The sequence below is a fragment of the Bacillus sp. FSL R7-0685 genome, assembly GCF_038002425.1.
GTDB lineage: Bacteria > Bacillota > Bacilli > Bacillales > Bacillaceae > Bacillus > Bacillus subtilis.
Genome location: NZ_JBBOCN010000001.1, coordinates 954,315 through 967,676 on the forward strand (window position 1 = coordinate 954,315; position 13,362 = coordinate 967,676).

Sequence of the window (13,362 nt, forward strand, 5' to 3'; positions counted from 1 at the left end):
AATTTATGCTTACGCTTCTTTAGTAACGTTAGCAGCTTGTGGTCCGCGGTTTCCTTCAACGATTTCAAAAGAAACAGCTTGGCCTTCTTCTAAAGTTTTGAAGCCTTCGCCTTGAATAGCAGAGAAATGAACGAATACATCGTCTTGACCTTCTACTTCGATGAATCCGAAACCTTTTTCAGAGTTGAACCATTTTACTTTACCTTCTAACATGAAATTTCCTCCTAAAGCGATCATAACGCTTAAATTCACTATTCTTGCTCTTAACAAACTTTCAAGACGAAAACTCTTACAAAACTTTCTTCTTAAAGATAGTTCGAACAAAAATAATTACCTTTACTCTACCAGTAATCTTCAGAAAAAACAACTGCTTATTGAAACTTTTTTCGGAAAATACCATATTTATTTTTCAATTTGATATTTATTTGCGGAAATTCATCTGCTTTCTCGATATGTGATCATACGTTTGCCTCAGTATTCCTTCATTTTGGGAAGATAAGTAATAGGAATTGACAACCTTATTGGATATGAGTAAGGTAAAAGTTAATCAATATTACAAATGACAACGTTTATCAACTAAGAGAGCGTATGATTTTTATGTCTGATATTGCTTGCATGCTCTAATACATAGATAGGAGTATGGTCACAATGAAAAAGTGGCTTATATGCAGTTTCGTCCTTGTTCTTCTCGTTTCATTTACTGCATGTTCACCGTCTGCAGAACATGAATCGATAAAAATCGGGATTGCTGAGTCTGACGGGGCAATATGGAACTATATTGCTCAAAAGGCTGAAGAGGCAGGGCTGGATATTCAGCTGATCCCTTTTTCTGATTATGCGGAGTCTGATATCGCACTTGCTAACAAAGAAATTGATGCCAACGCCTTTCAAACCATTTCATATTTTCAGTCGTTCACCCAAAAATACAAACTTAATTTGACGCCGCTCGGGACGACATACATAACGCCCATGGGCATTTATTCAAAACGATATGACCGAATCCAAGATATACCGCGAGGAGCTGTCGTTTCTGTTCCGGATAAAGCGTTCGATTTTGGCAGGGCGCTTACAGTGCTCCAGGAAGCGGGTTTGCTAACGCTGAAAAACGGATTTAACGGAACAGGTTCAGTTGATATGATTAAAGATAATCCGAGACACCTGAAATTAAAAGCTGTCCGGCAACAGGATGCAGTGAGCGGTGCCGACGTGTTTGTCATGAAACCATCAGAAGCAAATAAAGCGGGCCTGAACCCGAAAAAGCATACCCTAAAGAGCGGCGGACTCATGTCTGAGGAAGAGATGAATTTGATTGTTGTCAGAGCGGAGGATCAAGATCGGGAAGCGCTGCAAACCATTCTTGAGCTTTATCAAGCAGATGATACAGCGGCATTTATAGAAAAAGAATATCAGGGAGATCTTGTCCCGGCTTTTCTGCCTTTGAAACGTCTTTCAGATTGGAAGAATGAATTCGAACATTGAATTCATTCTTTTTTTTCTGATAAACACACTCTGTTCCGTCCCGTTTCTTTCGCTTTGTAAAGCATTTGATCGGCAAGAATGGGCAAGGATCCTGGCTGTTCCGTATTATTGGGGTAATGAGCGGCCCCTAGTGATATCGTAACTGAAAGCTCTTCGCCGTTTGTTAATACAATCGGTGCATCGCTTACAGTTCTCCTGATCCGTTCAGCGATCCGGGCTGCTTTATCAAGAGAACAGTTCGGCAGGAGCACGGCAAATTCTTCACCGCCGATCCGAGCGGCAGGATCAGTATTTCGGATGCTCTGCTTCAGACGTAACCCTAGCTCTTTGAGCACCTGATCTCCTTCATGATGGCCATATTGGTCATTAATGGTCTTAAAATGATCGATATCCATATAAATCAGTGCAAATTGAAAATGCGGGGTATCGGCCGCCTGCTGATACAGAGCTTTTGTGGTTTCTTCAAACTTTCTTCGGTTATACACGCCTGTTAAAAAGTCAAAGTGCGCCTGAAACTTATATTGTTTAAAAAGAAGATGTGCATTTGTTTCATGATCAATAATATATAAACTGAGCATGCCGCCCGCTATTGATATGATCCAAAAATACAAATGAAGTTCGTATGAATGTAAATCTATAAGAAAATAAAAGGAAAAGGAGATCAAGCTATTTGTGATTATTAAAAGATAGAAAGCATGTTTTAGTTGAACTTTTTTTCTTCTAGAAACAATGAGTGACGGGATGGCAGCGATACAAATGATAATAACCGAGTATAGTGCAGATGTGTTCATCGTAATCAGCAAGCGGCCTGCAGTGATCATGGCCAGGGCCGTTGCCGTTGAAACCCAGCCTCCATAAAGAGCGGCAATCATAATAGGGATATTTCGAAGATCAATAATTGAATGCTGATAGGTAAATCCAAAAACCATCAGAATAACCCCGAGTAAACCGCAGGCCAGTCCCTTAACAGCTTGAAAAGATATGCTGTCTTTTTTATGTACTAACCTTTCTTTAAACAGGTGGGTGAAGAGATAATTAAATGTGATTAAAATGGTCAAATTTACAAACAGTTCTTTCAGCAATATTATCACCCTTATATAAGGTACTAAAGATGGAAGGGAAAGAAAAGAACAAAAAAGGCATTACATAAGGTTTTTTTACTTGAATTGATAAGTTAAAATAATTCGCACTTGACCCATCGGAATTAGTGTAATATAGTAAATGAGAAAATTTGAAGGGAGAGTTTACCTGCTTTGGAGACTTTACTGGTTGTATTACATGTATTTATTTTATTTTTACTTATCTTAGGGCTCTTTGTTATGCAGAAAAAACATGTTTCCTTCTCTAAACGTGTATTTACTGCGCTGGGGCTGGGAATTGTATTCGGATTTGCGCTTCAGCTGATTTACGGCCCGACTTCTAATATAGTCATTCAAACAGCCGACTGGTTTAATATTGCCGGGGGCGGATATGTCAAATTGCTTCAGATGGTTGTCATGCCGCTCGTCTTTATTTCGATTCTCGGCGCATTTACAAAGCTGAAGCTGACAAAAAATCTTGGAAAAATCAGCGGTTTGATTATCGGGATTTTAGTAGCAACAACAGCAGTTGCTGCAGCTGTCGGTATCGCGTCCGCGCTTTCATTTGATCTGCAGGCGATTCAGGTTGACCAAGGAAGTACAGAGCTTTCACGGGGACAGGAGCTTCAGCAGAAATCAGAGGATATGACAGCGAAAACGCTGCCGCAGCAGATTGTTGAACTGCTGCCTGGAAACCCGTTTTTAGATTTTACGGGAGCTAGACCGACTTCAACGATCGCTGTCGTTATTTTTGCCGCTTTCCTTGGAGTGGCATTCCTCGGCGTAAAAAACAAACAGCCGGAACAGGCAGAAACATTTAAAAAACTGGTTGATGCCGTTTATGCCATTGTCATGCGTGTTGTCACACTCATTTTGAGACTGACGCCTTATGGGGTGCTGGCAATCATGACAAAAACAATTGCCACGAGTGATCTTGACAGCATTTTAAAACTGGGCATGTTCGTGATTGCTTCATATGCCGCGTTAATCACTATGTTTATCATTCATTTGCTGCTACTGACGTTCAGCGGCTTGAATCCGGTGATTTATTTGAAAAAAGCGGTGCCTGTACTTGTATTTGCATTTACGTCAAGATCTAGCGCAGGTGCTTTACCGCTGAATATTAAAACACAGAGAAGCATGGGTGTACCGGAGGGAATCGCAAACTTTGCCGGTTCGTTCGGTCTTTCGATCGGCCAAAATGGATGTGCCGGCATTTATCCTGCGATGCTGGCGATGATGATTGCTCCGACTGTCGGCCAAAATCCATTTGACCCGGTGTTTATTATCACTGTTATTGCAGTCGTTGCCATCAGCTCCTTCGGTGTTGCCGGAGTCGGTGGCGGAGCGACATTCGCGGCGCTTCTTGTTTTATCATCATTAAACATGCCTGTCGCGCTCGCGGGTTTATTAATCTCAATTGAACCGTTAATCGACATGGGGCGTACTGCTTTGAATGTCAGCGGAAGCATGACATCCGGTCTTATTACAAGTAAGGTCACAAAGGAAATTGATCAAGGGGCATTTCATGATCAATCCAGAGTGATTGAAGCTGAAGAAGCGTAACATATGAAAACGTGTAATCCCAACAGGATTACACGTTTTTTTAACGGCCAGGTTCTAAGTCCTCCAGCATTTCCATCATCGTGTTGTCGTCCATGACATTCATTGCGCTTTGTTCAAAATGAATGGGTTCAGCATAATGCGGCTGTCTTTTTTTCGTGGCTGTCTCAGTTTGCCTAGTTTGAGACTGTGTATGCTGATGCTGTGGTTGCTGCTGTCCAGCGTGCTGGTGCTGACGGCCATTTTGCCGCTGGCTTTGATGCTGCGAACGGTCCTGGTTATCACCGCTGCTTCCGCTAAATGCTTGTTTGACCATGTTTCCTACATTAGAAGCATCAAACGTGTTATTTTCTGAATTTCGTCTGTTCATTTGTCCTGTGATAAACCCGCTGATTCTTTGGCGGATCTGAGGTGATAATGCAGCAATAAGCATAGTTGATCCTATGATCAATGCTGCGGGGCTGATTCCTCTTCGCTGGTTGAACAACATGATCCCTCCTTTGCAGTGTATTCATATTTTCCCCCTCGTTAGACAAATTAACCGTTATATTTCCCGGGAAAGCATTTCCTCCAGATTTGCATGCATAATTAAAGCCAGTTAGAAAAACCTATAAGTAAAGTGATAAAGGAGGAATTCACATGTTTGGAAAAAAACAAGTCCTTGCGTCTGTGCTTCTTATCCCTTTGCTTATGACTGGCTGCGGTGTAGCCGACCAAGGTGAGGGCAGACGTGATAATAATGATGTAAGAAACGTAAATTATCGAAATCCGGCCAATGACGATATGCGGAATGTAAACAATCGGGATAACGTTGACAACAATGTTAATGATAATGTCAATAACAATCGTGTAAATGACGATAATAACAACGACCGAAAACTTGAGGTTGCTGATGAAGCAGCTAATAAAGTAACAGACCTAAAAGAAGTAAAGCATGCCGATATCATTGTGGCTGGAAATCAAGCCTACGTTGCAGTCGTTTTAACCAATGGAAATAAAGGTGCAGTAGAAAACAATCTGAAGAAAAAAATAGCCAAAAAGGTAAGATCTACTGACAAAAACATTGATAATGTTTACGTTTCAGCTAACCCTGATTTTGTAGAGCGTATGCAAGGATATGGAAAACGTATTCAAAATGGTGACCCAATCGCCGGATTATTTGATGAATTTACACAAACTGTACAGCGCGTATTCCCTAACGCTGAATAAATAAAAAAAGCCGCACAATTTGTGCGGCTTTTTCTTTGCGTTAATGACACACTGCGAACTCAGGCTGCATAGAGTAAAAATAAAAAGGTACAAGACGGACCGGCTCAGGGAGGGAGACGTTTGCGGGATGGCATAGGAAAGCGTGCGGCATCCGCTCTATTCCTGTGCGGAGTCCTTGTGATGCTGGCTGTGAGCTCAGCCATCGTATCAAGCGCGATGTATATCCTGTCTTTTCCAGGTCAGGCATCTGGAATAACAAAAGAACAAGTGACGAAGCACATGAAGAAAGAGTCATTCAAACAGGCCGATATTTATTACACTTCTAAGGAAAAGTCCTTACTGCCATTGACGAAAGAAACGCTTGAATATGCGGTCAGTATTAATCAGATTATGATTGGATATTCGAATCAAAAGCCTATTGACATTATTTTTTTTCCTAATGAAAAACAGATGGAGGCTTACTCCGGTTTATTGGATGTAGTTGGTTTTTATTCTGAACGGGAGCAGCTGATCGGATTGTTGCCTGAAGAGAAAAAGAAACTGTTAGAAGGGGACGAGGTAGCGGTTTATTTGTACCAGAGATTGTTGATTCATGAATACTCGCACCATGCGTTTCACCAGAAATTGAAGGAGCTTGAGACGGATCCCGATGAGTTTCCGTTATGGTTTCATGAAGGGTTAAGCGAGTGGATTGCGAACTACGAATTGCTCATAGATCCGATCACGTTTTCTGTCGTGCCCTTTGACCGTTTGCAGACTGATCGAGACTGGCAGGAAGCTAGAGCCGAATATGACACTGATGTCTATTTGCAAAGCTTTTATATGATCGATGAGCTGACGGACAAATATGGGAAAGACATTATTTCAGAAATGATTAAGGAAACAGCAAAAAAAGGGGACTTTGAAAAAGGGTTTAAATCAGCAACAAAGGAAAGTCTTGATCAATTTGAAAAAGATTTTAAGAAAAAATTTGAAAAAAACAGTGCGGCATTGGATAGTATCTATCCAATGCCTTTGTTATTAGTGAAGTCCTTGCTGACCCATTCCGCCTTGTGTCGGAGGCATTTGTCCTTGGGCAGGGGCGAATGAATTTCGCAGCTGTTCCATATCCTGCGCATCAAGCTGAGGAACCTGGTAATAGCCGTGTTTGTTTTGGTATAGGAAAATTTCAAATGCCATTTCAACATACTCCTGAATTTGCGCAGACAGTACGCGTCTTACGGCCGGATTTGTCATTTCCAGAGAAGCCATCGTCAGCATAGAAGCTTGTGCTTTAATCGCGCAAAGCATTTGTCGGCTGATGATGCTGTCATCAATATCATTCATGGATTGAACAGGTTTTTTAGGCTGTGACGGCTGCATGCCGTAAACAGTCTGGTTGTCTTCCTTCATCATATAAGTTGCTGTTTTTTGTGAAGGTTCGCTTCCTGTTTTGAAGCATTCTGCAGTTATATTGTATTGAGATGTGATGAATTGATGTTGACGATCAAGGATGTTTAGTAATTCTTGATCCTTACAGAATTGTCTCAGCATCATAAACTGATCAAGCACAGTAAGTGTTCCGGAAAGCACCTCATGCATATCAAACATTTCATGTCCGCCGTGGTTTTTATGCGGTTTGCCAGGAATACCTTTGTTCATTTGGGATTGCTGCTGCTGATTGAACTGATCCAAACCGAATTCCTCCTTTTTTTTCAGATCAGCTGTATTTTGTGTCAGTCTGCCGTGTATTATGCAGAAGCCTGAAAGGAATTATATGCTGTCTGTCGAAATGATAAGCAAACAAAATCGTTGTCATTATGTGTATAAGGGAGGAAATATGATGAGGCGTATTCTGCATATTGTGTTGATCACGGCATTAATGTTCTTAAATGTAATGTACACGTTCGAAGCTGTAAAGGCAGCTGAACCGCAACAGCCTATATCGATTGAGAAGGCAATACAGCAAAAAGAAGGACAGGCGCTTGTCGAAGGATATGCAGTCGGCCAGGCTGTTTCCCCGCAGCATTATAAGCTGACAAGCCCTTTTTCAAATGATTATAATGTTGCGCTGGCAGACCGTAAAAACGAAACATCGCCCGAACACATCCTTCCTGTGCAAATCCCCTCCGCCTTCAGAAGCCAATTTGGGCTGCAAACCAATCCGCTTCTTCTTGGGAAAAAGATAACGGTTCAAGGAAAGCTTGAAAATTACTTTAACACGACAGGACTTAAAAACGTTCAGTCGATGAACGTAACCGATGACACAAAAACTCCGCCGGCTGAACAGCAAGTGACCATAAATGAAGCACGGGGAAGGCTGAATGAAGAAGTAACGATAAAAGGGATCATTACAGCTGATCAAAACGCAATCGGAGGCGGGAAGCTGTCGACCTTTTTGCAAGATGAAACCGGAGGCATTAACATTTATTCGCCATCCCCTGAACAATTTCCCGAATTAAAAGAGGGTATGGATGTCACGGTGACAGGGAAAATCACGTCTTACCAGGGGCTGAAAGAAATCGTTCCAAACTCATCAGGCATCAAAATCAACCAGTCAAATCAATCCCTCCCCGCCCCCAAACACTTAACAATCAATGAACTTATTAACGGCAGCCTAGGTGATCAGTATGAAGGACGCCTTGTGAAACTAACCGCTTTTGTTTCCTCAATTCCAAGTTCTCCTGCCGGCGGCGGTTACAATGTAACAATGATTGATGACGACCATCATGCAATGACGCTCCGGGTTATGAATGAAACAGGGGTGATAAACGAGCTTGATGAGGGCAAATGGTATGAATTTACCGGTGTGTTAAGCAGATACCAAACCTTTCAGCTGCTTCCGCGAAAATCGGCTGACCTGAAGCTGCTTGAAGAGCAGCCCGCACCTCCGTCTGCAGAGGGAGAATATGAAGGGATTGTTGACCGGGTAGTTGACGGCGATACCATTCATCTTAAATCTCCGGTGCTTGGAACGACAAAAATCCGGTTTGTAAATGTAGATACACCCGAAACATATCACACACCAAAAAATGACGCAGATGAAAATCAATTAAGATTTGGCAAAAAAGCATCTGACTATCTAAAAACGGTTCTGTCCCCGGGTGATAAAATTACTGTCAAGGTCGGGAGTGAAGCCAAGGACAGCTATGGCAGATTGCTCGGACAAGTCATAACCGAATCAGGTTCAAACGTGAACTTAGAGCTTGTAAAAAACGGCTATGCTCCGACGTATTTTATTTGGCCGGTTGACAATGAAGAGGATTATCAGCAATTTCAGGCCGCAGTAGCCGCTGCAAAAAAAGATCAAAAAGGAATTTGGAATGAAAACGATCCCCTCATGGAAATGCCGTTTGAATTCAGAGCCAGAGAGCAAGGGAAAGGCCTGACAAGATATGTGGGGGACTCGTCGAATAAAACATATGTGCAGCCAGCTGACTGGAAGAAGATAGCTGTGGAAAACAGAATTTTCTTCGCCTCAGCAAGTGAAGCGGAGAGCGCGGGATATAAAAAAAGGCAAACGGCACCTCAAGAACATGTGCCGCTTAGAATTCTCAGCATGAATGATTTGCATGGCAAAATCGATCAGCAATATGAGCTTGATCTTGATGGAAATGGAACTGTAGACGGCACGTTTGGACGCATGGATTATGCCGCCGCATATTTAAAAGAAAAAAAGGCTGAAAAGAAAAACTCGCTGATTGTGCACGCGGGAGATATGATCGGCGGAAGCTCTCCAGTTTCCTCTCTTCTTCAGGATGAACCGACTGTAGAACTGATGGAGGACATCGGATTTGATGTCGGAACCGTGGGAAACCACGAATTTGATGAAGGCACGGATGAACTTCTGAGGATCTTAAATGGCGGTGATCATCCGAAAGGCACAAGCGGATATGATGGACAGAACTTTCCCCTTGTATGTGCCAATTGTAAAATGAAATCAACTGGAGAGCCCTTTTTGCCGGCTTACGACATCATTAATGTGGAGGGCGTACCCGTTGCTTTTATCGGAGTTGTCACACAGTCGGCAGCTGGCATGGTTATGCCTGAAGGAATAAAAAATATCGAGTTTACAGATGAAGCAACAGCGGTGAATAAGGCGGCCGAAGAGCTCAAGAAAAAAGGCGTGAAGGCCATCGCGGTTCTCGCACATATGTCAGCTGAACAAAACGGCAACGCCATTACCGGTGAGTCTGCTGATCTTGCAAACAAAACAGATTCTGAAATTGACGTGATTTTTGCCGCGCATAATCATCAGGTTGTTAACGGTGAAGTGAATGGAAAACTGATTGTTCAAGCGTTTGAATATGGAAAAGCGATAGGTGTCGTTGATGTAGAGATCGATAAAACGACAAAAGACATTGTCAAAAAGTCCGCGGAAATCGTATATGTTGATCAAAGTAAAATCGAACCGGATGTCAGCGCGTCAGCCATTTTAAAGAAATACGAAACAATTGCGGAACCGATTATCAGCGAGGTAGTCGGCGAAGCCGCTGTTGATATGGAAGGGGGGTATTCAAATGACGGCGATACACCTCTTGGAAACCTGATTGCGGATGGTATGAGAGCTGCCATGAAAACGGATTTTGCCCTTATGAATGGCGGCGGCATACGTGAAGCGCTGAAGAAGGGTCCAATTACGTGGGGAGATCTTTACAATATTCAGCCGTTTGGAAATGTGTTAACGAAGCTTGAGATTAAAGGAAAAGATTTAAGAGAGATTATCAATGCGCAAATCTCGCCGGTTTTTGGGCCTGACTACAGCATCAGCGGGTTTACGTATACGTGGGATAAAGAAACCGGAAAAGCAGTTGATATGAAAATGGCAGATGGCACCGAGATCCAGCCCGATGCCACATATACATTGACCGTCAACAACTTTATGGCGACGGCGACAGGAGCCAAATATCAGCCAATCGGACTGCTGGGAAAAAATCCGGTGACAGGGCCTGAGGATTTGGAAGCGACAGTTGAGTACGTGAAGAGTTTTGATGAGCCAATTGCGTATACAAAAGAGGGAAGAATTAAGCTTGCTGAAGCCAGTGATATTGAAGACCCTGTAACAGAAGACCCGATAACGGAAGAGCCTGGAGATGATCCGGGGACGGAGGATCCGATTAAAGAGGATCCAAGGCCAGGTGAAGATTTGCCTGATATAAAAGAAACTCCGGGAACAGCACCGGTTCATCAGCTTCCGTCTTCAGCCATTTCGAGATTCAATGAAATACCAATCAACAACACAAAAACCGCTGATACTGCTAATAGCATCAGCACATTGCCGTTACAAACCGAGACTGCGGAAAGCGGGTCTGATCATCAGCTTCCGGATACGTCAGCGGGCTACTATAACTTTATGGTAATCGGTGCGGCGGTGACATTGTCAGGAACTTATCTATATGTCAGAAGAAAAAGGAGCGCCTCCAGAACGTGAAAAAAGTTATTCCACTATTCATCATTGCTGCCGGCCTAGTGATCGCAGGCTATGGAGGCTTTAAATTGATCGATACGAATACGAAAACGGAACAGACATTAAAAGAAGCAAAGCTGGCGGCTAAAAAGCCGCAGGAAGCTTCGGGGACGAAAAATAGCACAGATCAAGCAAAGAACAAAGCATCATTTAAGCCTGAGACCGGCCAAGCGAGCGGCATTTTAGAAATACCGAAAATCAATGCAGAGCTTCCGATCGTGGAGGGCACCGATGCTGATGATTTAGAAAAAGGTGTCGGGCATTACAAGGACAGCTATTATCCTGATGAAAACGGACAAATTGTGCTGTCAGGGCATCGGGATACCGTGTTTCGCCGGACGGGAGAGCTGGAAAAGGGGGATCAGCTCCGTCTTCTCCTGTCATATGGAGAATTCACATATGAAATTGTAAAAACAAAAATTGTCGATAAGGATGACACATCTATTATCACGCTCCAGCATGAAAAGGAAGAGCTGATTCTGACGACCTGCTATCCGTTTTCATACGTCAGAAATGCCCCGAAGCGCTATATTATATATGGAAAACGAGTGACTTAAAAAGCCGAGGCAGTGCCTGCGGCTTTTCTTCATGAAAAATATGTGCGGCAAAGGTTTTTCATATCAGCAGGGAAAGGGGCTTCAGCAACTATGAGCTCGTCTGTTATCGGGTGAACCGCTTGTACTTTATTGGCGTGCAGTGCCTGCCTGTTTAGCAGCTTGCTCCCGCCTCCGTAAAGCGAGTCTCCTGTCAACGGATGGCCGAGGCTCGCCAGATGAACACGGATTTGGTGTGTTCTGCCTGTTTCCAGCTCTAATTCAACGAGCGACAGCCGTTCTTTCGCATTGCTGGCCATTACCTTGAAATGAGTGACGGCTGTTTGCCCGCCTGGTGAAACCCGGCGTCTTGTCGGGTGTGAGCGGTCTCTGCCGATCGGTGAATTAATTGTCCCTTTTTTCGTCCGTAGCTTACCTTCAGCGATAGCGGTATACGTACGCTTCAGCGTCTTTTTCTCTAACTGCTGGTCTAAGATGGCGTGTGCCAAACGATGCTTGGCAAAAACGATAGCGCCAGATGTATCCTGATCAAGACGATGGACGTGGCGCACCTTACATGTTTCGCCATTTATCTGATAATGATACGCGATCAAATTAGCCAGTGTGCCGGTTTGCCCATCCTCATTCGGATGCGTCGCGATGCCAGCGGGTTTATTGATGATGAGCATATGATTGTCCTCAAATAAAATATCAAGCTCGCCATACTCCGGAATGACCGAAGATGCTTCACTTTCCTGAAGATCAATGAACACGCGGTCTCCCTTTTTTACAATCATATTGTTTAAGACGGATTCGTGATTGACCTTTATCTGTTGATGGGACATCCAGTCTTGTATCACTGGTTTAGAAGCTTTGAGCGCTGTTTTGAGTACGGAAAACAGCCATTGGCCGTCCTGTTTTTCATTGATGAGGATCTCAAGCCCTCTGCCTTTTTGGTTCATGTTAAATGGCTCCTTTTCGAAGCGGAAGGCTGCTGTTTCTCATAGGAAACACTTACCTTAGCTTTCGCGTTTTTTTCTGTGCTATTCTTGAGTAAGACTTAGGATATTCGATGGCAAGAAAGGTGATTGACGTGAGAATTGTGAACGCAGCAACTGCAGAACAGGAGAGCTTTATCAAGGAGCTGTCTATGGAGCTGATCCATGATGTATTTCCTCTTTATTTCTCCGAACTGGACATTCAGCGCTTTAAAAAGAAAGGCGTTCTGTCTTTAAATAACCATTATTACCAAGGAACATTAAAAGAAGCATTTCAAATTATGGCTTGTCTGCAAATGATACATATTATCCTGACCAAGCCTTCGCCGCACTCTGATTTGAGTGATCAGGCGATTTTTGAAAAAAACAGCAAGATGCTGAATGATTTTGGGATTTATTTTCCGTTTGCTTTTTCTGACTTTCAAAAGAAGACTAACAAAGCCTTTTTCGGTCAAAGAAGGCTGATATAATCATGCGGCAAGGGCTTTTCTATTTTTAGAAAAGCTCTTTTTGTATCAGAGAAATCATATCATAAAACCTTTCCTCTAACTCCCTTTTTAAACGGCTCGTGTCTGAACATACTAATGATTGAAAGGGGTGCTGACAATGAGTTCAGTTAAAGATACAATGACAACGCAGGTGGCAACCGTTTCTCCGAATCAAACGATTCAGGAAGCGGCTTCTCTAATGAAACAGCATAACGTCGGGGCGATCCCCGTTGTAGAGCAAGGTGTTTTAAAAGGAATGCTGACTGACCGTGACATTGCATTAAGAACTACAGCTCAGGGCCGTGATGGCCAGACACCCGTTTCAGAAGTGATGTCAACAGAACTCGTATCAGGAAACCCTAATATGAGTCTGGAAGACGCGTCGCAGCTGATGGCCCAGCACCAAATCCGCCGCCTTCCTATTGTAGATCAAAACAATCTAGTCGGGATCGTTGCGCTTGGAGACCTGGCAGTCAATCAGATGTCGAACGAGTCTGCGGGATCAGCGCTGACAAACATTTCTCACCAAAACATTCATTAATAAGAAAGAGCTTGCAGTGTGCAGGC

The 13,362-nt window shown here is 43.2% G+C and carries 13 protein-coding genes; 8 read left to right on the forward strand and 5 right to left on the reverse strand.

All coding sequences use genetic code 11. From position 1 onward, the window contains the following. Window positions 1-9: 9 nt before the first annotated feature. Window positions 10-213 carry a cold shock-like protein CspB gene (gene cspB / locus MKY50_RS05025; protein ID WP_003224086.1) on the reverse strand — a complete coding sequence of 68 codons (204 nt, stop codon included), beginning with the start codon at window positions 211-213 and terminating at the stop codon, window positions 10-12. Window positions 214-648: 435 nt separating this feature from the next. Between cspB and MKY50_RS05030 the strand changes: the two genes are divergently transcribed. Next, complete coding sequence (locus MKY50_RS05030; RefSeq protein WP_341116253.1) at window positions 649-1,479, forward strand: MetQ/NlpA family ABC transporter substrate-binding protein; 831 nt, start codon at window positions 649-651, stop codon at window positions 1,477-1,479. 2 nt (window positions 1,480-1,481) lie between these two features. Here the strand turns inward: MKY50_RS05030 and dgcK are convergent, their stop codons facing one another. Continuing rightward, the gene (gene dgcK, locus MKY50_RS05035) at window positions 1,482-2,561 is read right to left on the reverse strand and encodes a diguanylate cyclase DgcK (protein ID WP_046380874.1); all 1,080 of its coding nucleotides are present in this window, start codon (window positions 2,559-2,561) and stop codon (window positions 1,482-1,484) included. Window positions 2,562-2,732: 171 nt separating this feature from the next. On the opposite strand from dgcK, the gene tcyP reads away from it, so the two are divergent. Continuing rightward, window positions 2,733-4,124, forward strand: coding sequence for an L-cystine transporter TcyP (tcyP, locus tag MKY50_RS05040; RefSeq protein WP_122895229.1), 1,392 nt, complete (start codon window positions 2,733-2,735; stop codon window positions 4,122-4,124). 40 nt (window positions 4,125-4,164) lie between these two features. On the opposite strand, the gene MKY50_RS05045 is transcribed toward tcyP, so the two are convergent. Beyond that, on the reverse strand, window positions 4,165-4,611 hold the full coding sequence (locus tag MKY50_RS05045; protein WP_046160369.1) for a hypothetical protein: 447 nt from the start codon (window positions 4,609-4,611) through the stop codon (window positions 4,165-4,167). Window positions 4,612-4,760: 149 nt separating this feature from the next. Here MKY50_RS05045 and MKY50_RS05050 point away from each other — a divergent pair, with 149 nt between their 5' ends. Together MKY50_RS05050 and MKY50_RS05055 are read left to right on the forward strand one after the other, a co-directional pair. Beyond that, on the forward strand, window positions 4,761-5,330 hold the full coding sequence (locus MKY50_RS05050) for a YhcN/YlaJ family sporulation lipoprotein (protein WP_033883018.1): 570 nt from the start codon (window positions 4,761-4,763) through the stop codon (window positions 5,328-5,330). Between the two features lie 120 nt (window positions 5,331-5,450). Next, a complete protein-coding gene (locus MKY50_RS05055) occupies window positions 5,451-6,419 on the forward strand; it encodes a hypothetical protein (protein ID WP_003245770.1) in 969 nt (322 codons plus the stop codon). Here MKY50_RS05055 and MKY50_RS05060 read toward each other — a convergent pair. Then, complete coding sequence (locus MKY50_RS05060; protein WP_009966881.1) at window positions 6,351-7,004, reverse strand: spore coat protein; 654 nt, start codon at window positions 7,002-7,004, stop codon at window positions 6,351-6,353. The two genes, MKY50_RS05055 and MKY50_RS05060, sit on opposite strands and share 69 nt — an antisense overlap. A gap of 82 nt (window positions 7,005-7,086) precedes the next feature. Here MKY50_RS05060 and yhcR point away from each other — a divergent pair, with 82 nt between their 5' ends. Together yhcR and srtA are read left to right on the forward strand one after the other, a co-directional pair. Further along, window positions 7,087-10,740 (forward strand): endonuclease YhcR, encoded by a 3,654-nt coding sequence (yhcR, locus tag MKY50_RS05065; RefSeq protein ID WP_341117287.1) that lies wholly within the window; start codon window positions 7,087-7,089, stop codon window positions 10,738-10,740. Continuing rightward, the gene (gene srtA / locus MKY50_RS05070) at window positions 10,737-11,333 is read left to right on the forward strand and encodes a sortase SrtA (RefSeq protein ID WP_341116256.1); all 597 of its coding nucleotides are present in this window, start codon (window positions 10,737-10,739) and stop codon (window positions 11,331-11,333) included. The genes yhcR and srtA overlap by 4 nt, the downstream gene beginning before the upstream one ends. 29 nt (window positions 11,334-11,362) lie before the next feature. Here the strand turns inward: srtA and MKY50_RS05075 are convergent, their stop codons facing one another. After that, window positions 11,363-12,271: an RluA family pseudouridine synthase gene (locus MKY50_RS05075; RefSeq protein WP_003244785.1), complete on the reverse strand. Its 909-nt coding sequence runs from the start codon at window positions 12,269-12,271 to the stop codon at window positions 11,363-11,365. 110 nt (window positions 12,272-12,381) lie between these two features. Here MKY50_RS05075 and MKY50_RS05080 point away from each other — a divergent pair, with 110 nt between their 5' ends. Further along, the gene (locus MKY50_RS05080) at window positions 12,382-12,777 is read left to right on the forward strand and encodes a YhcU family protein (protein WP_003233401.1); all 396 of its coding nucleotides are present in this window, start codon (window positions 12,382-12,384) and stop codon (window positions 12,775-12,777) included. Between the two features lie 136 nt (window positions 12,778-12,913). Next, window positions 12,914-13,336, forward strand: a complete 423-nt coding sequence (locus MKY50_RS05085) for a CBS domain-containing protein (protein ID WP_003245462.1) — start codon at window positions 12,914-12,916, stop codon at window positions 13,334-13,336. Window positions 13,337-13,362 lie beyond the last annotated feature (26 nt).